This is a genomic window from Pseudomonas fluorescens, from assembly GCF_003732425.1.
In the GTDB taxonomy this organism is placed as follows: domain Bacteria; phylum Pseudomonadota; class Gammaproteobacteria; order Pseudomonadales; family Pseudomonadaceae; genus Aquipseudomonas; species Aquipseudomonas fluorescens_BE.
On record NZ_MOBX01000016.1, the window covers coordinates 754,898 to 771,338 of the forward strand.

Here is a 16,441-nt window from a genome sequence, read left to right on the forward strand (position 1 = left end):
AAAGCATGAGCCGGCCATTCGCTGGCAGGCGCCAGACGGGCGCTTTGAAAAGGAGTTAGCTGAATGAAAAAACTGATCGCTGCTTTTGCTGCCGTTGCAGCATTCTCGGCCCACGCCGAAACACTGACCGTTGCCGCCACCCCGGTGCCGCACGCGGAAATCCTCGAGTTCGTGAAGCCGGCCCTGGCCAAAGAAGGTGTGGATCTGAAGGTCAAGGTTTTCACCGACTACATCCAGCCGAACGTGCAGGTCGCGGAAAAACGTCTGGACGCCAACTTCTTCCAGCACCAGCCGTACCTCGATGAGTTCAACAAGGCCAAGGGCACCAATCTGGTCGCTGTGACCGGTGTGCACCTGGAGCCGCTGGGCGCCTACTCGAGCAAGATCAAAGATCTGAAAGACCTGCCAGGCGGCGCTAACGTGGTAATTCCGAACGACGCCACCAACGGCGGCCGTGCGCTGTTGCTGCTGGCCAAGGCAGGCGTGATCACTTTGAAGGATCCGACCAACATTCTGTCGACCGTCAAAGACATCGCGACAAACCCGAAAGACCTGAAAATCCGTGAACTGGAAGCTGCGACCATCCCGCGCGTGCTGACCCAGGTCGATCTGGCGCTGATCAACACCAACTACGCGCTGGAAGCCAAGCTCGATCCGTCCAAGGACGCGCTGGTGATCGAAGGTAACGACTCGCCTTACGTGAACATCCTCGTATCCCGCCCGGACAACAAGGACAGCGACGCGATGAAGAAACTGGCCGCTGCGCTGCACAGCCCGGAAGTGAAGCAATTCATTACCGAGAAGTACAAAGGCGCAGTTTTGCCGGCGTTCTGATTTAGATTGCTGCAATGAAAAGGGGACGCCAATGGCGTCCCCTTTTTTGTGCCTGAAGGTGGCTGTGGGACAGCCCTTGTGGCGAGGGAGCTTGCTCCCGCTCGGCTGCGCAGCAGTCGTAAACCCTGCGAATGCGGTGTAATTGTCGAATCGCGGTGGCAAGATTTGGGGCCGCTTCGCAGCCCAGCGGGAGCAAGCTCCCTCGCCACATAGTTCCATCCGGGCGTTATTTGCGGCTAAGCATCACCGGCAACTGCGCAACCAGTTTGGCGTTGTTCAGCGGCGCCCGAATAAACCCGCGCTGCGTACCATCCGGGCCGATCACCGCCAGATTGCCGCTATGGTCGACGGTGTAATTCGGCTTGCTGGTATCTGCCGGAATAAACGGAATACTCACCGCGTTCGCCACCTTCTGCAGCTCTTCGATCGAAGTCGGCGTCAGACCAATGAATTGCGGATCGAAGTAACCGAGGTACTGCTTCAACTGCTTGGGGTTATCGCGGTTCGGGTCAACGCTGACCAGCACGATCTGCAACTTGTCCACGGCATCCTTCGGCAGTTCGCTTTTGATCTGGCGCAGTTGCGCGAGGGTGGTCGGGCAGATGTCCGGGCAGAACGTATAGCCGAAAAACAACAGGCTCCACTTGCCTTTCAACTCATTGATCGCCACCGGTTTGCCGTCCTGATCGGTCATCGTCACGTCCGGCAGATTGCGACTCTGAGGCAGCAGGATAATGCCGGCGTCAATCAGCGCCGTCGGGTCACCCTGGCCTTTGCCGCTCAGCACTTTGTTGACGGTCAGTCCCAGGATCAGCGCGATCACGGCGACGAGGATGAAGACGGTTTTCTGGGTTCGAGTCATAGGTTCAACAGTAAGTAGTGGTCTACGAGCAGGGCGATGAACAACAGGAACAAGTACCAAATAGAGTACTTGAAGGTGTTGATCGCCGCGTGCGGCCGAGTGCCACGGTACAGCACCACGGCCCATTGCAGAAACCGTGCGCCCAGCGCCAGCGCGCAAATCAGGTATAGCACGCCGCTCATGTGGATCACGTACGGCAGCAGGCTCACCGCCAGCAGCGCAAAGGTGTAGAGCAGAATGTGCACCTTGGTGTAGTGCTCGCCGTGGGTGACCGGCAGCATCGGGATGTCGGCCTTGGCGTACTCCTCTTTGCGATGGATCGCCAGCGCCCAGAAGTGCGGCGGGGTCCAGGCGAAGATGATCAGCACCAGCAACAAGGGTTCGGCGCTGACGTGGCCGGTGGCGGCGGTCCAGCCCAGTAGCGGCGGGGCAGCGCCGGCGAGGCCACCAATGACGATGTTCTGCGGCGTCGCGCGTTTGAGAAAACCGGTGTAGATCACCGCATAACCGAGCAGCGAAGCCAGGGTCAGCCACGCCGTCAGCGGATTGGTGAAGGTCAGCAGCAAGGCCTGACCGAGCAGCGCCAGCACCAGTGCAAAGGTCAACGCCGCCGCCGGCGAAACCCGGCCCTCGGCCAGCGGCCGTTTGTGCGTGCGCGCCATCACTGCATCAATGCGCCGATCGACCACATGATTGACCGCCGCCGCGCCACCGGCACACAGGGCAATCCCCAGATTGCCGAACACCAGCACCGTCCACGGCACCCCGGCGCGAGTCGCGAGGAACATGCCGACCAGCGAGGTGATCAGCATCAGCACCACGACTTTCGGTTTGGTCAGCTCCAGATAGTCACGCCAGATCGCCTGATGGGGGCGCTCGCCAATCAGAATCGCCACGGCGTTTCTCCTTTTATAGTGATGGGCGCGGCCGCGTGTTTACGCGGACTCAGGCGCCAGCGCGCAAGCACTGGTTGTTTGACCCGGACCAGACTGGTGCGCGCGTGATAGTTGACCAGCACCATGGTCAGCAACAATGCGGCGCCGCCGGCGTTATGCGCGACCGCCACCGGCAGCGGCAGATGGAACAGCACGTTGCTGATACCGAGGGTGATTTGTGCGGCGAGGGCGACGACGACCAACCCGGCCAGTCGCGTCATACCGACGACTTTCAATTGCCAGGCGAGACCGAGCAGCACCAGCGTCACCAGCAGCGCACCGATACGGTGAGTCAGGTGAATCGCCGTGCGCGCATCACTGTCGAGTTGTCCGCCCAGGTAATTCGGGCCGATGTGCTGGGTCAGGTGAAAACCGTTGGCGAAATCCGCTGGCGGCAGCCATTGGCCGTGACACGTCGGGAAGTCGATGCACGCCACCGCCGCATAGTTGGAACTGACCCAGCCACCCAGCGCGATCTGGCCAATCACCAACAACAATCCCGCCGTCGCCCAATACTGCAAACGCTTGGGCACGGTCAGCGCCGGCAGCACGCCGGACAATCTCAAGGTCAGCAAAAACAACAGACTCAGCGTCGCAAAACCGCCAAGTAAATGTCCGGTAACCACCTGCGGCCAGAGCTTGAGCGTCACCGTCCACATACCGAAAGCCGCTTGCGCAATCACCACTGCGAGCAGAAATAGCGGCAGTTTCAACGGCTGCCCCGGATGACGTCGATTGACCCACGCGCGTCCGGCCAGAATCGAAATCAGCAGGCCGAGGGTGCCGGCGAAGTAGCGGTGGATCATCTCGTTCCAGCCCTTGTGCGCCTCCACCGGCGAGTCGGGGTAATGCAATTCGGCATGGGCCAGTTGGGCTTCGCTTTTCGGCACGCTGATAAACCCGTAGCAGCCCGGCCAGTCGGGGCAACCGAGGCCGGCGTGGGTCAAGCGCGTATAGGCGCCGAGCAACACCACAATCAGTGCCAGCAGGGTGGCAAACAGCGCGAGGCGAAATCCAGGTTTGGCCATGACGATGCCCTTATCCGATGTTCGACAGTTTCAGCAGGTGACGCAGGTCGTTGAGCAGATCCTTGCCTTTCACATTCGGCTCGTAACGCAGCACGAGGTTGCCGTGCGGGTCGATGATCCACAGCTGCGGTGTGGCTTTGTCGCCGGTGGTTTTGCTGAACGTCGTAGCGTCCAGCGGATAGCGTTGCAGCTGTGGATATTCACGGGTCAGCTTGGCCTCATAATCGGCGCTCACCGGTTGCGCCACGGCGAGGGCATGGCTGGCGCGGCCGGCATCGCGGCCGAGGCCGATCTGGATCTGCCGCGCCAGGTACACCAGTTGCTGGCAGTCCACCGCGCAATCCTTCGGCGCGGTGACCAGCATCTGCCAGCGCTCTTCCTCGGCCTGCACGCCGAGGTCGGCGCGGGTCTGGCCGTTGCCGATCAGTTCGCCGTGATAGCTGCGACCCTCCGGTACCCAGAACTGCAATTTGTACATACCGGTGGCGAGCACCATCGGGCCGATCACGCCGAGCAATATCAGCAGCAGCTGAATGCGCCCGCGACGACGGGTGGCGGCAGGTTTCGCCTCAGACATGCTGGGTGGATTCATGGCCGTTCCCATGGTGCTTCTCCTTTGCGTTGTGCAAGCCCAAATAGATGTAGAGACCGAGCAGGGCGGTGGCCATGGCGAACCACTGCACGGCGTAACCGAGGTGTTTTTCCGGGCCCATGGCGACCACCGGCCAATCGGCCTCGTAGCTGGCCGGGCCGGGTTCGGCGCGTAATTCGTAGGTGAAGCCGTCGCGCTCGAGGGTTTTCCACAGCTTGCTCGGCTCGACGGCGGTGATGGTTTGCGGCCAGGTGTTGCTGACCGGGTCGGCGTGAAGCTGGAAGGTCACGCCGGGGGCGACGTAGACCCAGGCATCGATATTCAGCGCCTCGGAAGGCGTGGTGAATTGCGGCGGCACGCGTCGATCTGGCCACGGCAGCCAGCCGCGATTGACCAGCAGCCACAGGCCGGTGCGTTGATCCTGAAACGGTTGCAGCAACTCGACGCCGACCTTGCCGTTGCGTTGGCTGTTGTCGAGCAGCAGGCTGTGGGCCGCGTCGAACTGGCCGTGCAGATGCACGCGGCGATAGGCCGGATCGGCACTGTTCAGCAACTCGCTGCTGGCCATCGGTTCGGCCGCGCGGCGTTCGGCGTAACTGGCGAGCAGGGCGGTTTTCTCCGCCCCCCGGCTCAGTTGCCAGAAGCCCAGCGACACCAGCAGCGGCAGCAACAACGCCACCACTACGGTCGGTATCACGCCCGGACTAAAGCGCTTCATGGCTGTGCCACAAAGTCAGTTGTCGCGATCGCTATACTCAACTGCATCGCCTGTCCCCCGGAGTTCTTCCCATGCTCAAAACAGCGATCGTCCTGATGCTGATTGCCACGGTGATCAGCCTGTTCAGCGGCCTGTTTTTCCTGGTCAAGGACGACAGCAGCTCGAATCGCCTGGTCATCGCCTTGAGTGTTCGGGTGGCATTGGCCGCCATCACCGTCGGCTTGATCGCCTGGGGTTTCTACAGTGGCCAACTGGTGTCCCACGTTACGTGGTAGCTGCAAGCGGTCAGCTACAAGCTACAAGTTAGAAGCTTTACCGCTTTGAGCTTGAGGCTTGCCGATGTTGTTAAAGCACATAGACGAAGATGAACAAGCCGATCCACACCACGTCGACGAAGTGCCAATACCAGCTCGCCGCTTCGAAGCCGAACTGGTGCTCGTTGTCGAAATGGCCCTTCATGATCCGCATCAGCATCACGAACAGAATGATCGTGCCGATGGTCACGTGGGCGCCGTGGAAACCGGTGAGCATGAAGAACGTCGCGCCATAAATGCCCGAACCGAGGGTCAGCCCCAGTTCGTGATAGGCGTGCATGTATTCCTCAGCCTGGAAACCGAGAAACGCGCAGCCCAGCAGCACGGTGATCGCCAGCCAGATTTTCAGCGCGCCGCGATGGCCCTTCTTCAACGCATGGTGGGCGATGGTGATGGTCACGCTGGAGCTGACCAGCAGGATCGTGTTGATCAGCGGCAGGCCCCACGGGCTGATGACTTCTTTTGGAGGCGGGAATAGCTTCGGATCCGGCGTGTGCAGCAGCGGCCAGGTGAACTGGAAGTTCGGCCACAGCATGTGCGCGATGCCTTTGGTGCCTTCACCGCCGAGTGCCGGCCCGGAGACGTGGCGCACATAAAACAGCGCACCGAAGAAGGCAATGAAGAACATCACTTCGGAGAAGATGAACCAACTCATGCCCCAGCGGAACGAGCGATCCAGCTGAGCGCTGTAGAGTCCCGCGCGGCTTTCCTTGATCACCGTACCGAACCAGCCGAACAGCATGTACGCCAGCAACAGGCCACCGACGAAAAAGATGTAAGGACCGTGGGATTCCGGGCGCGTCGCTTTCAGATCGTTGAACCAGACTGCCAGGCCGTACACGGTAATGGCCATGCCGAAGGTGGCGATGATCGGCCATTTGCTCTGGGCCGGTACGTAATAGTGCTCATGAGTTGCCATTTATTGTTCTCCTTATCGGGCACGCTCAACCGCCAGTGTTTACAGCCACCGGCGGATGTCGGGCGGTGATATCGAACAGCGTGTAGGACAGCGTCAGGTGCTTCACATCCTTGGGCATGTCGCGGTCAACAATGAAACGCACCGGCATCTCGATCTGCTGACCGGGCTGCAGCACCTGCTGGGTAAAGCAAAAGCATTCGGTCTTGTGGAAATACGCCGCGGCGTTACTCGGCGCGATGCTCGGCACGGCTTGCGCACTCATCGGTTTGTCGGTGGGATTACGCGCGATGAAGATCATCTCGTTGACCGCGCCGGGGTTGGCAGTGAGTTCGTCATGTTTGGGGTAGAAGTCCCACGGCATGTCGGCGGTGTTGGTCGACAGAAACTGCACGCGGACCTGGCGCGAGGTGTCGACCACCTGCTCGCCCTCGTACTGCCCACCGGTCTTGCCGTTGATGCCGAAGGCTTTGCACATCACGTCGTAGATCGGCACCAGGGCAAAACCGAAGACAAACATCGCCACCACCACTGCGAGCAGACGGGTGACCAGTTTTTTCAGCGAGATCGAGTCAGCCATGGTTCATGCCTCTCTCGAAGGTGCGAGTGAGCCTTTGTGGCGAGGGAGCTTGCTCCCGCTGGGTTGCGCAGCAGCCCCAAAGATTTTTTGGGTGCTACGCACCCAAGCGGGAGCAAGCTCCCTCGCCACAGGGATTGCTTTAGCAGAGGAGCGTTTCATTTCACTTCCGGCGGCGTGGTGAAGGTGTGATACGGCGCCGGTGACGGCACGCTCCACTCCAGGCCTTCCGCGCCATCCCACGGCTTGGCCGGTGCCGGCGCGCCACCACGAATGGTCTTGATCACAATGAACAGGAAGAAGATCTGCGTAGCGCCGAACATGAACGCGCCAATCGAGGAGACCATGTTGAAGTCGGCGAACTGCAGGTTGTAGTCCGGAATTCGCCGAGGCATTCCCGCAAGCCCCACGAAGTGCATTGGGAAGAAGGTCAGGTTCATGCCGACAAACGATAGCCAGAAATGCAGCTTGCCAAGGGTTTCGTCGTACATGTGGCCGGTCCATTTCGGCAGCCAGTAGTAGGTCGAGGCGAAGATCCCGAAGATCGCCCCCGGCACCAGCACGTAGTGGAAGTGCGCGACCACAAAGTAGGTGTCCTGGTACTGGAAGTCCGCCGGGGCGATGGCCAACATCAAGCCGGAGAACCCGCCGATGGAGAACAGAATCACGAACGCCACGGCAAACAGCATCGGCGTCTCGAAGGTCAGCGAGCCTTGCCACATGGTGCTGGCCCAGTTGAACACCTTCACCCCGGTTGGTACCGCAATCAACAGCGTGGCGTACATGAAGAACAGCTCGCCCACCAAAGGAATGCCGACCACGAACATGTGGTGCGCCCAGACAATGAACGACAGGAACGCAATGCTCGCCGTTGCGTAGACCATCGAGGTGTAGCCGAACAGCGGCTTGCGCGAGAAGGTCGGGATGATCGAGCTGACGGCGCCGAAGGCCGGCAGGATCATGATGTACACCTCGGGGTGCCCGAAGAACCAGAACACATGCTGGAACAACACCGGGTCACCGCCACCGGCAGCACTGAAGAAGCTGGTGCCGAAGTGGATGTCCATCAGCATCATCGTCACGCACCCGGCCAGCACCGGCATCACCGCGATCAGCAGGAACGCGGTGATCAGCCAGGTCCAGACGAACAGCGGCATTTTCATCAACGTCATGCCGGGGGCGCGCAGGTTGAGGATGGTCGCGACCACGTTGATCGCGCCCATGATCGAGCTGATCCCCATCAAGTGGATGGCAAAGATGAAGAAGGTCACGCTTTCCGGCGCGTACGTCGTCGACAGCGGCGCATAGAACGTCCAGCCGAAGTTCGGCCCGCCACCGGGGGTGAACAGGGTCGACACCAGGATCAGGAACGCCGCGGGCAACAGCCAGAAGCTGAAGTTGTTCATCCGGGGCAGGGCCATGTCCGGCGCGCCGATCATCAACGGGATCATCCAGTTGGCGAGACCAACGAAGGCCGGCATCACCGCACCGAAGACCATCACCAAGCCATGCATGGTGGTCATCTGGTTGAAGAACGCCGGTTCGACGATTTGCAGCCCTGGCTGGAACAGTTCGGCGCGAATCACCATCGCGAACGTACCGCCGAGCAGGAACATGGAGAACGCAAACCACAGGTACAGCGTGCCGATGTCCTTGTGGTTGGTGGTCAGCACCCAGCGCATCAGGCCTTTGGCGGGGCCGTGGGCGTGGTCGGCATGACCATGGTCATCGATGACAGCGCTCATGGCCGGTCTCCTTTACGTGAGTGGGCGGGGCGGGCCGGGGCGTGTTGCCCCGGCCGGTTCACGAGGTACGCGATAGACCGGCTCATTTGCTTTCCGCCTGTTTCAGCTCCAGCACTTCTTTTGGCGTGACCATGTCGCCCTTGTTGTTGCCCCAGGCGTTACGTTCGTAAGTCACGACCGCTGCGATATCGACTTCCGACAGCTGTTTGCCGAACGCCGCCATGGCGGTGCCGGGCTTGCCGTGGAAGACAATGCTCAGATGATCCTTGATCGGCCCGGTGGCGATTTTCGAGCCTTTGAGTGCCGGGAACATCGGCGGCAGACCCTGACCTTCGGCCTGGTGACAGGCGACGCAAGTGGTGTGATAGACCTTGTCGCCGCGTTCCTTGAGTTCGTCGAGGGTCCATTCCTTGCTGGTCAGCTCTTTAAGCTGCGCGGCTTCGGCTTTGCGCTCGGCGAGCCACTTCTCGTAATCGGCCTTCTCCTTGACCTCGACCACGATCGGCATGAAGCCGTGATCCTTGCCGCACAGTTCGGCGCACTGGCCACGGTAGAGGCCGGGCTTGTCGACACGGGTCCAGGCTTCGTTGACGAACCCCGGGATCGCATCGCGCTTGACCGCAAAGGCCGGCACCCACCAGGAGTGGATAACGTCGGCGGAGGTCACGAGGAAGCGCACCTTGGCCCCGGTCGGCAGCACCAATGGCTTGTCGACCTCGAGCAAGTAGTGCTCGCCCTTGGCTTCCTTGTTGTGGATCTGCTCGGCGGGGGTGGCCAGGTTGCTGAAGAACTCGACGTCCTGACCCAGGTATTTGTAGTGCCACTTCCACTGATAACCGGTGATCTGGATATCGATATCCGGCTCACTGGTGTCGTACATTTTGATCAGGGTGGCAGTCGCCGGTACGGCCATGGCCACCAGAATCAGGAACGGTACGACAGTCCAGAGAATTTCGACGGTGGTGCTTTCGTGGAATTTTGCGGCGACCTGCCCGGTTGAACGGCGGTGCACCATCATCGACCAGAACATGGCGCCGAAGACGATGACCCCGATCACCACACAGATCCAGAAAATGGTCATGTGCAGGTCGAATACTGCGTGACTGATTTCAGTCGCTCCAGGCGCCATATTCACAGTCCAGGCTGCGTTGGCCTGGCTGAAAATCGACCACAACAGGAGGCCCATCCAGACGTGTGGATGTCGCATCATTGCGGGTTCCCCTTATCGTTCTTGTTATCCCGTAGGCGCAACGCCTGCGGCAAGGGAGCGGCTGCATCAGACTACGAACTTGAATCGCCGGGCCTTGCTGCGTGGGCAGTCGGGCATCATCAGCTAACTCCATTCACTGGCGAGTATAGACAGCGACGGGAAATTGCAATGTGCACACGTAAATCAACTGAAACAGCTGGCACTTGCGTTCAAGGGCACGAATGGAGAAGGATGCAGACGAGTGGTGGCAAACCGATATAACGCAGGTGCATCAAGGATGAAATAATTATGACAAATGCGTCTTAGCATTTTTCGTAAGCCAGCTAAGTTATGTCTTCCCTATTTCATTGCCTTGTTTCCTGGAGTTTTCATGAACACCGCCGCATTGCGCGAGCAGATCCAAAAAGCCCAACAACACGAAAAAGATACCGGCCTGCTGACCCGTCAGCTGGAAAGCAAGCTGCCTCATTTACACCCGGCGATCCAATTGCCGGAAGCCGACGCCCAAGGCGTGCTGACGCGTTTTGTCGCCGCCTACATCGATGAAGTGCCAGACCTGCTGGATGCAGCCAATGAAGTCGCCAGGGAAGCGGGAATCGAATCACAGATCAAACCGGTGCTGAAAATCGCCGAGCAGTATTTCCTCCAGCCGCCGGCGATCATGGCCGGTCACGTTGGCCTGGACAGCCTGCTGGACGAAGCCTATCTGGCGCACCGTTTTGTCGAAGAGGTCAACGACCTGTACATCAAGCATTTCGGCCAGCCACTGATCCCCTTGGACATGACGGTCGCCAACTTGATTGCTCACCAACTGATCGGTGAGGAATTTGCCAACCAACTAGACGAAGCGGTGCATCACGCCATCGACGAGATGCTCAACGATGAGAGTTTCGCGCTGGAATCGGTAGAGGCTTACCGCGAAAAACTCAGCAGCCCGGACACCGGCGCCGCGTGGAAACGCTGGCCGTGCATGGGTCGCCGACTGGGTGTTGGCCTCGAGCTCGACCAGCCCGCCGCGTAACCCTCATACACCATAGATGTAATGTGGGAGCGAGCCTGCTCGCGAATGCGGTCGATCATTCAACATCTCTGTTGGCTGATAAACCGCTTTCGCGAGCAGGCTCGCTCCCACAGGGTTTGTGTTCACAATGGATTATCTAGCCGGCCGCACCGATGCCAGTGTTAGTGCGAATCCGCCCTTCAAGCCGTCGCTTCAACCCACGCGACTCAATCAACAGCTTCGACCCCTTCGCCGCATTCGCCCGGCCCCACTCTTCCAGCAACTCCAGACACGAATGGTCGATGTAGCTCAGATTATTGAGCGGCACATGCACCGTCGTCCCCTGCGGAATACTGCCCAGCACTTGCGTCAACGCCGGCACCTTGAGGAAGGTCGCCGCGCCGACCAGACGCAACTCCATTTCGCCGTCCTGCGGCAGATCGATCAGGCTGATCTTCAGGCGCGAAGCCTTGAACGCCAGTTTCAACAAGGTCAGACCGAAACCGATCAACACGCCCGTCAGCAGGTCAGTGAAGATGATCGCCAGCGCTGTCGCCGCGTAGGTGAACATCGGCATCCGTCCATAGCGGCCCAACCCTCGAAACGCTTTGAGGTCGACCAGTTTGAACCCGGTGTACACCAGCACACCCGCCAGACTCGCGACCGGAATGCTTTGCAGCACACTCGACAGCAACAGCACGAACGCCAGCAGCCACAGACCATGGAAGATCGTCGAGTAACGCGTGGTCGCGCCGGCCTGGACGTTGGCCGAACTGCGCACGATCACCCCGGTCATCGGCAGCGCCCCGACCAGACCGCAGAGCATATTGCCGACACCTTGCGCCGACAGTTCACGGTCGAAGTCCGAGCGCACGCCGCTGTGCATGCGATCCACCGCAGCAGCGGACAACAGCGTTTCGGCACTGGCGATGAAGGCCACGGCGAACGCGGCGATCAGCAACGTCGGATCGGCCAGACTGAGCAGATCTGCAGGCTTGAGCCAATCGATGGCCTCCGCCAGATTCGCCGGCACTTCGACGCGCTTTACCTGCAAAGCGAGCAACAGACTGGCCCCGGTCGCCAGACCCACACCGAGCAATGCACCCGGAACGAAGCGCAACGAATGTGGGCGAAATTTTTCCCACAGCCACATCACCGCAATCGTCGACAGCCCGAGCAGGCCGGCCTGCCAGCCAAACGACGGCAACGCCTGCGCCACGGCCGCCGGGAACGCCGTGAGGTTGTCCAGGCCAGAGGGCTTCGGCGAGGCATCGAGCATCACATGCACCTGCGACAGCACGATCAACACGCCAATCCCCGCCAGCATCCCGTAAACCACGGCTGGCGCCGTAACCCGAAACCAGCAACCGAGCTTCAAGCGCCCGGCGACCAGTTGCAGGAAACCGGCGAGCAATAGAATCGGCCCGAGCATTTCGATGCCGTGCTGGCGCACCAGCTCGAACACCAACACCGCCAGACCCGCCGCCGGTCCGCTGACCTGCAACGGCGACCCCGCCAGCCAGCCGACCACCAGACCGCCGATGATCCCGGTGATCAAACCCTTGGCCGGCGGTAACCCTGACGCAATCGCGATACCCATGCACAGCGGCAAGGCGACCAGAAACACAACCACTGAAGCGAGCAGCTCCCGTGGCAACACCGCTTTCAATTGAGCCGCACGCATGGCGATTCTCCCGAAGTTTTCTTCAGGCATGGCTTCGCCGAACCGCTGAAACAGCGGCCGGCGTCAAACCACACAGATTTTTAGGAAGATTTAGAAGCGCGCTTTGGGCGTCGCCACCGGAATCGGATGGCTACCGTCGAGCGGCAGGAAACATCCCTGATCCGCGTCGTAAGCTTTGATTTCGCTGGTTTCGATGTTGTAGACCCAGCCATGGATGAACAGATGACCGTTCGCCATGCGCGAGGCTACCGAAGGATGGGTACGCAAGTGCTGCAATTGGGCGATGACGTTTTCCTCGGTGAGGATCGGCATGCTTTCTTTTTCGTCGGCGCAGTTACAGTTTTCATGAACCATGGTTTTGGCCACTTCGGCGTGGCGCAACCAGGCTTTGACCGTCGGCATTTTTTCCAGACTGTCCGGATTGAGCACCGCGCGCATGGCGCCGCAATCGGAGTGGCCGCAGATGATGATGTGCTGCACGCCGAGCGCCAGCACCGCGTATTCGATGGCGGTGGATACGCCGCCGTTCATCTGGCCGTACGGCGGGACAACGTTGCCGACGTTACGGGTGACGAACAGATCGCCCGGCGAGCTCTGGGTAATCAGCTCAGGGACGATGCGCGAGTCAGCGCAGGTGATGAACATCGCTTTTGGCGCCTGGGCCGTGGCGAGTTTCTTGAAGAGTTCTTCCTGCTGCGGGAAGACCTCATGATGAAAATGCAAAAAGCCGTCTACGATCTGTCGCAGCGCTGCATCGGCGGATTCCGCCACAGGGGCTTGCGCCGACGCAGCCAACGGCTGTTTATCCTTGTCACTCATGATTCATCCTCTTTGGCGGATTAGGGGAGTCATTCCCATGTATTCCGGTATGAAGCCAGTGGCTGTTTAAACATCCGGGTCATCCCGACCCGTCAGTCACTCGATGAACAAGGTAGCCGCCGAAACTTAACTCAAACTGAATCAAGCGCTCTAGAACGTGTGTTCCAGGTCACAAAAAACGTGACTGGCGGTTTCGACGGAAGGATTCCAACCCCTCAACCATAGGCCAATTGTCGCTAAATCAACGACATCTGGCGACCCGGCGGACAGAAGGCTGTGCAATCGAGGTTATAGCCTTCGCGATGATTCATGCCGAGACGCTTGATGGCTTTGGCAAATCGTTGCGCGAGCAGGTCGGCGAATACCCCTTCACCGCGCATGCGTGCGCCAAAACGGCTGTCGTAGAGCTCGCCACCACGGCTCTGCCGGATCAGGCTCAGCACATGCGCGGCGCGCTGCGGATAGTGCGCCGCCAGCCATTCCTCGAACAACGGTGCCACCTCCAGCGGCAGGCGCAGCATCATATAGGCCGCGCTTTGCGCGCCCGCTGCGTGGGCCTCGTTGAGCAGGTTTTCGATTTCACTGTCGTTGATCATCGGGATCATCGGCGAACACAACACACCCACCGGAATGCCAGCCTCGCGCATCACCCGAATCGCCCGCAACCGCGCTTTGGGTGCAGCGGCACGCGGTTCGAGGATGCGTTTCAGTTCGTCATCCAGCGTGGTCAGGCTGATCATCACCGCCACCAGCCGTTGCTGCGCCAGTTCGCTGAGCAGGTCGAGGTCGCGCAGGATCAGCGAGCCCTTGGTGACGATGGTTACCGGGTGCTTATAGCGCAACAGCACTTCGAGGGTCTGACGGGTGATTTTGTGTTCGCGTTCGATCGGCTGATACGGATCGGTGTTGGAGCCCAGATTGATCGGCGCACATTGGTAGCCTTTTTTCCCGAGCTGTTCTTCCAGCACTTGGGCGGCGTTGGTCTTGGCGATCAGCCTGGTTTCGAAATCCAGCCCGGGTGACATGTCCCAATAGGCGTGGCTGGGCCGTGCGTAGCAATAAATGCAGCCATGCTCGCAGCCTCGGTAGGGGTTGATCGAACGGTCGAAGGGCAGGTCCGGCGAGGTATTGCGAGTGATGATGGTTTTCGCGGTTTCGATCATCACCTCGGTGCCTTGGGTCAGCGGCACTTCCTGATACCAGCCGTCGTCTTCGGCCACCGAACGGTTCGGCGCGAAGCGGTTGTGCGGGTTGGTCGCGGTGCCGCGACCGCGAGGCGGGAGGGGATTGATCATTGGGCAGGCTCCTGATCTGTATATGCATACAGTACATGAGCTGGCGCACTGTGATCCAGTACCGTTCGGCGATGGGATACTTGCTGACTGGCAAAGTTTATATATATATATGTGCACAGGCAAAGTACAACCCGAGATACATATGTTCCGTTGTCGCGACAAGTTATCGAAGATAGTCTTGGCTACTTCCATTGGCAGTTGCCAGATAACTAAATTAAAAGGATTTAATTCATGTCTTACCTCAATCAACGTGGTGTTTTTATGCAAATGATGCAACCGAATGCATCGGAACCCAACACCATTATTTCGATGCAACTCGCGCGCAAGGAACTGGGCTGGAACGCTGAGCAGGAGCTGCCCACCGAGACACTGGTTGACTCGATCTACGTGACGGCGGTATCCAGCGACCGTGGCAAGACGTTCACTGTTCGCACCAACAAGAAAGATGTGGATGGTGATGGCGATATTGATAACGACGACAAAGCAAAGTTGATTGCACTGGCCAAGGCTTATGTAAATATCGTCAATCCGTAAAATTAAAGGTTGTTGCAATATCAGTAATTAAAAACCCTGCATGAATGGTTCATGCAGGGTTTTTGTTTTTAATGATGATCGGTGACTTGGCCAAGATCATCAGTGGACGTAGTTTTCATATCGTCACTGCGTAACCCGGCCACTTCTTTGGCGCTGACCGGCGCGCCTTTGTTGCCCCAACTGCCACGGATGAAACTCACCACATCCGCCACTTCCTGATCCGACAGCCGCCAGGCGAAGCCCGGCATGGTGAACGTCGAAGGTGCCGTGTGCGTCGCCGGCAACGTACCGCCCTTGAGCACGATGTGGATCAGCGAGGCCGGATCTGCCGATTGCAGCACCGGGTTGCCCGCCAGCGCCGGGAACACCCGGGTGTAGCCGTGGCCATCGGTGCGGTGGCACGCCGCGCAGTTGTCGATGTACACCGCAGCACCACGCTGACTGTCGTCACCGTTCCACAACGCTTTGGCGGCTTTTTCGTCGTACTGATGTGGCTGATCATTTGGATCACTGGCCGGCAACGACTTGAGGTAGCGGGCAATCGCGGTCAGGTCGGCATCGGTCATGTATTGCATGCTGTGGGTGACCACGTCGCTCATGCCGCCGAACACGGCACTGCGATCACTGCGACCAGTTTTGAGGAACTGCACCAGTTGTTCCTCGCTCCAGCTGCCGAGGCCATCCTTATGATCGCCGCGCAGGCTTTTGGCGATCCAGCCTTCCAGCGGCGCACTGCCGGCGAGGAAGGTTGTGCCGTCAGCCGCACTCAGGGATTTTTCCTGCATGGTCAGCGCGCGTGGCGTATGGCAGGCGCCGCAATGACCGAGGCCTTCGACCAGATACGCGCCACGGTTGATGACGGCGTCGTCACCGGTTGCCTGGTATTCCTCGACCTTCGGCGCAAACATCCAGCGCCAGCCCATCAGCGGCCAGCGCATGCTCAACGGCCACGGAATGTCACTGGCCTTGTTCTCTTGCGCCACCGGTTCTACACCGTGCATGAAATACGCGTACAGCGCTTGCATGTCGGTTTCGCTGACACGGGCGTACGACGGATACGGCATCGCCGGGTACAACGTACTACCGTTTTTGGCGACGCCATGGCGTACGGCTTGATCAAAGTCTTCGAAGCTGTATTCACCGACGCCGGTTTTATCCGGGGTGATGTTGGTCGAGTAAATCGTGCCGATCGGCGTTTCCATCGGCAGGCCACCGGCGAACGGCTTGCCGCCCTTGGCGGTGTGGCAAGCCACGCAGTCACCGGCGCGGGCGAGGTATTCGCCCTGTTTGATCAAACTTTGATCAACTTCAGCCGCATGCAGTGAGGCACTGCCGAGCAACGCCAGGGTCGCGATAACGAGAGTCTTCATGGTCATCG

Annotated in this window: 17 protein-coding genes; 4 read left to right on the forward strand and 13 right to left on the reverse strand. The window is 59.5% G+C overall.

Features of this window, described 5'->3' with window-relative positions:
- Positions 1 to 63: 63 nt before the first annotated feature.
- Entirely contained in the window at positions 64 to 834 is a 771-nt protein-coding gene (locus BK670_RS29190) for a MetQ/NlpA family ABC transporter substrate-binding protein (protein WP_123455018.1), read from the forward strand.
- Positions 835 to 1,060: 226 nt separating this feature from the next.
- Here BK670_RS29190 and BK670_RS29200 read toward each other — a convergent pair whose 3' ends face one another.
- Genes BK670_RS29200 through BK670_RS29220 form a run of 5 tightly spaced genes read right to left on the reverse strand, consistent with a single transcriptional unit; the run spans position 1,061 to position 4,969 of the window.
- Positions 1,061 to 1,696 carry an SCO family protein gene (locus tag BK670_RS29200; protein WP_123455021.1) on the reverse strand — a complete coding sequence of 212 codons (636 nt, stop codon included), beginning with the start codon at positions 1,694 to 1,696 and terminating at the stop codon, positions 1,061 to 1,063.
- Positions 1,693 to 2,592, reverse strand: coding sequence for a heme o synthase (cyoE, locus tag BK670_RS29205; RefSeq protein WP_038365028.1), 900 nt, complete (start codon positions 2,590 to 2,592; stop codon positions 1,693 to 1,695). Before cyoE ends, BK670_RS29200 begins: the two co-directional genes overlap by 4 nt.
- Entirely contained in the window at positions 2,580 to 3,659 is a 1,080-nt protein-coding gene (locus BK670_RS29210; protein ID WP_123455024.1) for a COX15/CtaA family protein, read from the reverse strand. Before BK670_RS29210 ends, cyoE begins: the two co-directional genes overlap by 13 nt.
- Before the next feature lie 10 nt (positions 3,660 to 3,669).
- Positions 3,670 to 4,263, reverse strand: coding sequence for a hypothetical protein (locus BK670_RS29215; RefSeq protein ID WP_123455026.1), 594 nt, complete (start codon positions 4,261 to 4,263; stop codon positions 3,670 to 3,672).
- Positions 4,229 to 4,969, reverse strand: coding sequence for an SURF1 family protein (locus BK670_RS29220; protein ID WP_123455030.1), 741 nt, complete (start codon positions 4,967 to 4,969; stop codon positions 4,229 to 4,231). The genes BK670_RS29215 and BK670_RS29220 overlap by 35 nt, the downstream gene beginning before the upstream one ends.
- A gap of 71 nt (positions 4,970 to 5,040) precedes the next feature.
- Between BK670_RS29220 and BK670_RS29225 the strand changes: the two genes are divergently transcribed.
- The gene (locus BK670_RS29225; protein ID WP_123455033.1) at positions 5,041 to 5,244 is read left to right on the forward strand and encodes a twin transmembrane helix small protein; all 204 of its coding nucleotides are present in this window, start codon (positions 5,041 to 5,043) and stop codon (positions 5,242 to 5,244) included.
- Positions 5,245 to 5,314: 70 nt separating this feature from the next.
- On the opposite strand, the gene BK670_RS29230 is transcribed toward BK670_RS29225, so the two are convergent.
- From BK670_RS29230 to coxB, 4 genes are all read right to left on the reverse strand, one after another.
- A complete protein-coding gene (locus tag BK670_RS29230; protein ID WP_123455035.1) occupies positions 5,315 to 6,202 on the reverse strand; it encodes a cytochrome c oxidase subunit 3 in 888 nt (295 codons plus the stop codon).
- 25 nt (positions 6,203 to 6,227) lie between these two features.
- Positions 6,228 to 6,779 carry a cytochrome c oxidase assembly protein gene (locus BK670_RS29235; RefSeq protein ID WP_095190261.1) on the reverse strand — a complete coding sequence of 184 codons (552 nt, stop codon included), beginning with the start codon at positions 6,777 to 6,779 and terminating at the stop codon, positions 6,228 to 6,230.
- A 155-nt stretch (positions 6,780 to 6,934) separates the two neighbouring features.
- Positions 6,935 to 8,521 (reverse strand): cytochrome c oxidase subunit I, encoded by a 1,587-nt coding sequence (gene ctaD / locus BK670_RS29240; RefSeq protein ID WP_123455037.1) that lies wholly within the window; start codon positions 8,519 to 8,521, stop codon positions 6,935 to 6,937.
- Between the two features lie 82 nt (positions 8,522 to 8,603).
- Positions 8,604 to 9,731 carry a cytochrome c oxidase subunit II gene (gene coxB, locus BK670_RS29245; RefSeq protein ID WP_123455040.1) on the reverse strand — a complete coding sequence of 376 codons (1,128 nt, stop codon included), beginning with the start codon at positions 9,729 to 9,731 and terminating at the stop codon, positions 8,604 to 8,606.
- A 370-nt stretch (positions 9,732 to 10,101) separates the two neighbouring features.
- On the opposite strand from coxB, the gene BK670_RS29250 reads away from it, so the two are divergent.
- Positions 10,102 to 10,752, forward strand: a complete 651-nt coding sequence (locus tag BK670_RS29250; protein WP_123455043.1) for a hypothetical protein — start codon at positions 10,102 to 10,104, stop codon at positions 10,750 to 10,752.
- Between the two features lie 136 nt (positions 10,753 to 10,888).
- On the opposite strand, the gene BK670_RS29255 is transcribed toward BK670_RS29250, so the two are convergent.
- The 3 genes from BK670_RS29255 to BK670_RS29265 all read right to left on the reverse strand — a co-directional run bounded on the left by BK670_RS29255 (position 10,889) and on the right by BK670_RS29265 (position 14,529).
- A complete protein-coding gene (locus BK670_RS29255; protein WP_123455045.1) occupies positions 10,889 to 12,415 on the reverse strand; it encodes a SulP family inorganic anion transporter in 1,527 nt (508 codons plus the stop codon).
- A gap of 90 nt (positions 12,416 to 12,505) precedes the next feature.
- A complete protein-coding gene (locus BK670_RS29260) occupies positions 12,506 to 13,234 on the reverse strand; it encodes a carbonic anhydrase (protein ID WP_123455047.1) in 729 nt (242 codons plus the stop codon).
- A gap of 236 nt (positions 13,235 to 13,470) precedes the next feature.
- Entirely contained in the window at positions 13,471 to 14,529 is a 1,059-nt protein-coding gene (locus BK670_RS29265) for a PA0069 family radical SAM protein (protein ID WP_123455049.1), read from the reverse strand.
- A 231-nt stretch (positions 14,530 to 14,760) separates the two neighbouring features.
- Here BK670_RS29265 and BK670_RS29270 point away from each other — a divergent pair, with 231 nt between their 5' ends.
- Positions 14,761 to 15,063 carry a hypothetical protein gene (locus tag BK670_RS29270; protein ID WP_123455052.1) on the forward strand — a complete coding sequence of 101 codons (303 nt, stop codon included), beginning with the start codon at positions 14,761 to 14,763 and terminating at the stop codon, positions 15,061 to 15,063.
- A 68-nt stretch (positions 15,064 to 15,131) separates the two neighbouring features.
- Here BK670_RS29270 and BK670_RS29275 read toward each other — a convergent pair whose 3' ends face one another.
- The gene (locus BK670_RS29275; RefSeq protein WP_123455054.1) at positions 15,132 to 16,433 is read right to left on the reverse strand and encodes a c-type cytochrome; all 1,302 of its coding nucleotides are present in this window, start codon (positions 16,431 to 16,433) and stop codon (positions 15,132 to 15,134) included.
- Positions 16,434 to 16,441: the final 8 nt, after the last annotated feature.

Excerpts from the sequence above, each read along its gene's own strand:
- BK670_RS29190 (WP_123455018.1), top strand. The coding sequence starts at position 64 with ATGAAAAAACTGATCGCTGCTTTTGCTGCCGTTGCAGCATTCTCGGCC.
- BK670_RS29200 (WP_123455021.1), bottom strand. The coding sequence starts at position 1,696 with ATGACTCGAACCCAGAAAACCGTCTTCATCCTCGTCGCCGTGATCGCG.
- BK670_RS29210 (WP_123455024.1), bottom strand. The coding sequence starts at position 3,659 with ATGGCCAAACCTGGATTTCGCCTCGCGCTGTTTGCCACCCTGCTGGCA.
- BK670_RS29215 (WP_123455026.1), bottom strand. The coding sequence starts at position 4,263 with ATGGGAACGGCCATGAATCCACCCAGCATGTCTGAGGCGAAACCTGCC.
- BK670_RS29220 (WP_123455030.1), bottom strand. The coding sequence starts at position 4,969 with ATGAAGCGCTTTAGTCCGGGCGTGATACCGACCGTAGTGGTGGCGTTG.
- BK670_RS29225 (WP_123455033.1), top strand. The coding sequence starts at position 5,041 with ATGCTCAAAACAGCGATCGTCCTGATGCTGATTGCCACGGTGATCAGC.
- BK670_RS29230 (WP_123455035.1), bottom strand. The coding sequence starts at position 6,202 with ATGGCAACTCATGAGCACTATTACGTACCGGCCCAGAGCAAATGGCCG.
- BK670_RS29235 (WP_095190261.1), bottom strand. The coding sequence starts at position 6,779 with ATGGCTGACTCGATCTCGCTGAAAAAACTGGTCACCCGTCTGCTCGCA.
- ctaD (WP_123455037.1), bottom strand. The coding sequence starts at position 8,521 with ATGAGCGCTGTCATCGATGACCATGGTCATGCCGACCACGCCCACGGC.
- coxB (WP_123455040.1), bottom strand. The coding sequence starts at position 9,731 with ATGATGCGACATCCACACGTCTGGATGGGCCTCCTGTTGTGGTCGATT.
- BK670_RS29250 (WP_123455043.1), top strand. The coding sequence starts at position 10,102 with ATGAACACCGCCGCATTGCGCGAGCAGATCCAAAAAGCCCAACAACAC.
- BK670_RS29255 (WP_123455045.1), bottom strand. The coding sequence starts at position 12,415 with ATGCGTGCGGCTCAATTGAAAGCGGTGTTGCCACGGGAGCTGCTCGCT.
- BK670_RS29260 (WP_123455047.1), bottom strand. The coding sequence starts at position 13,234 with ATGAGTGACAAGGATAAACAGCCGTTGGCTGCGTCGGCGCAAGCCCCT.
- BK670_RS29265 (WP_123455049.1), bottom strand. The coding sequence starts at position 14,529 with ATGATCAATCCCCTCCCGCCTCGCGGTCGCGGCACCGCGACCAACCCG.
- BK670_RS29270 (WP_123455052.1), top strand. The coding sequence starts at position 14,761 with ATGTCTTACCTCAATCAACGTGGTGTTTTTATGCAAATGATGCAACCG.
- BK670_RS29275 (WP_123455054.1), bottom strand. The coding sequence starts at position 16,433 with ATGAAGACTCTCGTTATCGCGACCCTGGCGTTGCTCGGCAGTGCCTCA.